The organism is Micromonospora sp. NPDC051296 (assembly GCF_040682255.1).
GTDB classification, from domain to species: domain Bacteria; phylum Actinomycetota; class Actinomycetes; order Mycobacteriales; family Micromonosporaceae; genus Micromonospora; species Micromonospora craterilacus.
Genome location: NZ_JBFBAO010000474.1, coordinates 1 through 4,489, shown reverse-complemented (window position 1 = coordinate 4,489; position 4,489 = coordinate 1). Strand labels below are relative to the sequence as shown.

Annotated in this window: 6 protein-coding genes; 4 read left to right on the top strand and 2 right to left on the bottom strand. The window is 69.3% G+C overall.

Annotated features, from left to right (window positions below; translation table 11 throughout):
* The 3 genes from AB0M52_RS31120 to AB0M52_RS31110 form a co-directional block, all read left to right on the top strand.
* Positions 1 to 407 (top strand): PIN domain-containing protein (locus tag AB0M52_RS31120; RefSeq protein ID WP_363961109.1); only part of this gene is annotated, 407 nt, incomplete at its 5' end.
* Between the two features lie 224 nt (positions 408 to 631).
* Complete coding sequence (locus AB0M52_RS31115; RefSeq protein WP_363961107.1) at positions 632 to 934, top strand: hypothetical protein; 303 nt, start codon at positions 632 to 634, stop codon at positions 932 to 934.
* 39 nt (positions 935 to 973) lie between these two features.
* Positions 974 to 1,501: a DinB family protein gene (locus AB0M52_RS31110; protein ID WP_363961105.1), complete on the top strand. Its 528-nt coding sequence runs from the start codon at positions 974 to 976 to the stop codon at positions 1,499 to 1,501.
* Between the two features lie 442 nt (positions 1,502 to 1,943).
* Here AB0M52_RS31110 and AB0M52_RS31105 read toward each other — a convergent pair whose 3' ends face one another.
* On the bottom strand, positions 1,944 to 3,146 hold the full coding sequence (locus AB0M52_RS31105) for a helix-turn-helix domain-containing protein (protein ID WP_363961104.1): 1,203 nt from the start codon (positions 3,144 to 3,146) through the stop codon (positions 1,944 to 1,946).
* Entirely contained in the window at positions 3,133 to 3,459 is a 327-nt protein-coding gene (locus AB0M52_RS31100; protein ID WP_363961102.1) for a hypothetical protein, read from the bottom strand. Before AB0M52_RS31100 ends, AB0M52_RS31105 begins: the two co-directional genes overlap by 14 nt.
* Here AB0M52_RS31100 and AB0M52_RS31095 point away from each other — a divergent pair.
* The gene (locus tag AB0M52_RS31095) at positions 3,446 to 4,207 is read left to right on the top strand and encodes an XRE family transcriptional regulator (RefSeq protein WP_363961100.1); all 762 of its coding nucleotides are present in this window, start codon (positions 3,446 to 3,448) and stop codon (positions 4,205 to 4,207) included. The genes AB0M52_RS31100 and AB0M52_RS31095 overlap by 14 nt on opposite strands.
* Positions 4,208 to 4,489: the final 282 nt, after the last annotated feature.

Genomic DNA, 4,489 nt, shown 5'->3' with positions numbered 1-4,489 from the left:
ACCCGGATCGAGACTATCTGGCGGTCGAGGTGCACACGCCCGGAATTGCCAACCTGCTGGACCTGGTCCACCTGCGTGGCCTGGGCAACGTACGGCTGGTTTCCTCTGCCCTCGTCGAGGTGGAAGTGCCCAGAGCGCTGCGCCGATCAGCCCCGCAAGCCCTGATCGGAGTACCGGCGGCCATCGGACGGCTCTTCCGACTGGAGATCGACAGCACGATCCGCGCGACCGCAGCCGCGTTCGCCGAGCCGACGCTACGCAGCCTCGACGCCATACATCTCGCCACCGCCCAGCTTCTGACCAACGAGTCCGAAACGGCACTCATCGCCTTCGTCACCTACGACCGGCGACTGCTCGAATCCGCCAAGCAAGCGGGACTACCCATAGCAAGTCCCGGCCAGAACTGACCTGGCGGCTCCTGAAGACGGGCACCGGAAGAGGGCGAAGTCCGTCCGCGCTACCCGTGACTTCGCCCACCCGCATCTCCGCCGGCTGTCGAGCTGCTTTTGGTAAAGCCGTGTCGGCGCTGCGGACCTCACTTACCCAACCGTCCCGCGTGTGAAAGTCGGGCATGGCAGCGCGGCGAGGATTCTGGCCCTGGCCTGCGATTCTGCGACCCTGCACCCTCCGTTTGGGTGACCGTTTCGCGTGGTCTCGTTGGGCTCGCGCGCACCATCCCCAGCCCGGCAGCCGGCGCCTGCTCGTCGAGGCGGCGGGCGGCTTCGAACAACTGCTCGCCGCCAGCCACGAACGGTCCCGGGCCCTCATCCGGATCCTGCGCGGCGGGGCGACGCTCGCCGAGGACGACCGGGCGCGCGGCCGGCTGACCGACGGCACCGACCTCTTCGAGGCGTACGTGCGGTCGGGCGACGAAGTGTTGCGTCGGACAAGATCCGACGACACCGCCGGGACGGGTGGCGGGAGCGCCGAATAACTCTTCGACCGTTACGGCGGCAGGTGCAACCATCGCCCGATGCCGTCTGATCGTGGCGACCTGCTGCGGTGGCAGTTCGACCTGACCTGGTCGCTGTTCGAATACCACCTGGACCGGCTGGAGCCGGCGCACTTCCGCTGGGAGGCGGCGGCGGTGTCCTGGACGGTCCGCCCGGACGCCGCCGGCCAGTGGGTGCCGGACTGGGCCGACACCGAGCCTGATCCGGTCCCGGTTCCCACCATCGCCTGGCTCACCTGGCACATCGGTTGGTGGTGGACGGTGGCCCTCGACCACATGCAGGGCCGGACGCCACGGGAGCGGACCGAGGTCGACTGGCCCGGCGACGGCGAGCCCACCGTCGCCTGGTTGCGCGAACTCCGCGCGGAGTGGCTGGCGGTGCTGGATCGGCTCACCGACGCCGACCTCGACGAGGTCGCACCGTTCCCCTGGCCACACGACCCGGAGCACACCGTCGGGCACATGCTGGCCTGGGTCAACGCCGAACTGATGAAGAACGTCGCCGAGATCGGCCAGCTCCGGCTGCTACAGGAGGCCCGGACGGGCTGAGGGCCGGCTGCCGCAGACCAACACACCGAACCTCGACGGCGTGCGGCCCCCGGGCGAGCGAATCCCACCGTCGGGCGCTTTATCGCAGCCGCACTGCTCTACGGTGAGCAGACCGTTGCCCGCACCTACCCAGGATCGAACCAGTGACCTCTCCGGTGTGAACTCTCGGCAAGCCGGTCGGATCGGGTGTCATCCGAGGTCATTCGGCCTGCTGGGGCTTATCCCGGTCGGCTGTGGTCGGTTCAGTTGCTGTACCCCGCTGCTGTACTTCGCCGGCCGCATGTAGGACGTTGCGGGCGGCGGTCGCCACCGGGCAGCTCGGGGTGCGGCAGGCGCGGCAGTGGCCGTCGGGTCGGGGTCGGTGCTGACGGAGGACCGTCCGGGCGGTGAGGATCAGTCGGTTGCGAATCTGGGCCAGGGACAGGATCGGTGCCGTCACCGGTCAGCCCAACCCGAGGGTGACGGCAAGTTGCGTGATCGTGGTCGGGGCGCGCGGGTCGCGGGCAATCTCGGCGAGGACGTTCCGGGCGGCGGGTCGGTGCCGGATCTCGGCCGGTGCGGTGCGCTCGGCTTCGATCAGCACCCTGGCGGCGTTGGTCGCATCGTCGGCGTGCAGGTAGGCGCGTGCGGCGTCGAGCAGGTGCGCGGCGCGGTGTGCGGGGGGTATCCATCGCCAGCCGGGTCGCTTGGTGACCTTCTCGTGCCAGTCGATCGCATCACGGGCGTCGCCGGATTCGACGGCTACGGCAGTACGGGCCAGGTCGACGGCGGTGGGTCCGAACACTGTGCGGTGATAGTCGTGCCCGTCGCCGACCCGCTCAGCCATGCTGGCGGCCTCGTCGATCAGCTCGGTGGCGGCCGGCTCGTTCCCGTACTGGGCCGCTGCCAGGGCAGCTTGGATGAGCAGGGTTCCGCACAGGGACAGCTCCGGCGGTGTGCCGCACTCGATCACGGATGGGGCGATCCGGTACGCGGCGGCGAGCATCACCGGCTTCGCCTCCCGTGCCCGCCCCGACGCGCGCAAGACCTGGCCGAGCTGCACGGCTGCGGCGGCCACCAGGTCCCGGTCACCGGTGGCGGCGAGCATCGCCCGGTCAGTGGCCAGCCACGCCAGCTCGGCGTCGCCGAGCTTGACCAGCAGGGCGGCGGTGATCCGGTACGCCTCCACCAGCGGCACCCGACCCGTCACCGGGGCTTGGGCGTGGGTGTGCTGTGCATTGGTGAGCAGGTCCGGTGCCAGATCGATCACCTGCTGGTAGCGGGCGTACTGGAACGTCGTCCACGCGTGCCCCACCTCCCGCAGCATCCGGTCCACGGGCAACACCGGCCGGCGACCCGCCGGCCTGCCCAGGGGGATCTCATACCGGGACAGCGCCGCCCTGATCCGGTCGACGCCCTCGACGCGATTCGTCACCTCGACCGGCTCGGCGTCGCGGCCGAGCAGGACAGCGGTGTGGATGTGTAGCACGGTGGCGATCTCCTGGAGCGTGGACAGTTTGTCCAGCGACCGGACACCGCGTTCGACCTTGTCGACCCAGCTCTTCGACTTGCCGAGCCGGTCGGCGAACACCTGCTGCGACAGCTTCCGCCGACCCCGCCAGTACGCCACCCGCCGCCCGACCGGCAGTAGCTCAAGGCTGTCCACGAAGCCACCGCCGATCCGGCACCGCCCGCGTGATTTCCTCCGCCGGTATCCGATCCGCCTCAGCCTCGGCGAGAAGCCGCTGCTTCGCCGCCTCTCGCTCGGCCGCCTGGATCTGCTCGCCCCGGCTCACCGCCGGGTCGTCGCCATCACCCTGCATCCCCACCTCCGTCAGCAGAAGCGCGGCGGCAAGCTCGGCCGTCGCATACCGTCCACAATGACGCCGAGATGTCACCGACTGCGACGACAGAAGCCGCGACAAACCAGCCACATTACTGGCGACATTTAGGCGACATACCGCTATGGTGGCGGTCATGACCGCCCCGAACACCGCCCTGCGCGCCGTCCGCACCGGAATGCGCATGAGCCAGGACGACTTCGCTCGTGCGCTCCAGGCCGCCGGCCACCGCGTCGGCGAGCCCAACGACGCCAACAAGAGACTCGTCCAGCGATGGGAGTCCGGCACGATCACCGCGCCGCGACCCGTCTACGCCCGCGCGCTGGAGGTGGTCACCGGCCTACCCATCTCGCTGCTCGGCTTCGCCGCAGTGCCCGACGGGCATATCGCCGATGACCAGCACGGTGGCCACGACCTGACATCTCCCATGTCCAGCCTGGCCACACCGACGCCAACGTCCACGCCGGGCACCGTCCACAAGTCATACGAGGGCGTATGGCTCAGCCGCTACCAGTACCACTCCAGCGGCCGGGAGGACTCCTTCGCCGGCCAGCACTTCGTGGTCGTGCTCCAGCACGGCGACCGGCTGACCGCGCGCAGCCTGCCCGGCTCGGCGGCATCGTCCCTGTCACTGGATCTGACCGTGGACGGTGCAGTCATCACCGGCACCTGGGTGGAACAGACCGACTCGGCCGGCTACTACCGGGGCGCCCGGTATCACGGCGCAATCCAACTTCTGGCCGAGCCTACGGGTCGACGGATGGCCGGGAAATGGGTCGGGTTCGGCAAGGACATGGACGTGAACACCGGCCCGTGGGAACTCATCTTCCGCGACGCCTCGACATCCAAGACGACCCTCGATCGGTACAACACCTCGGCGGAATAGGGCGCGGCACGCGGGAGAAGCCGACCTGTCGGGCGCGCGTACGTCCGGCCGCCGGCGGCTGGCTTTGCCCGACACGTTGCCGTCACCGCTGCTGTCAGCTACTCCCTCGCGGGAAGCGACATCAGATCCGACGACGAGGTTCCCTCCCGCGAACGTCGCCGTACGGAAGCGGGATGCCCAAGGCTTGCCAGAGGTCATACAGCACTCGCCCAAGCCGTTCGCTGTCGTCTGTCGACAACCGAGCGATAGGCATACCGGCTGCCTGGTGCTCGCCGACGTTGT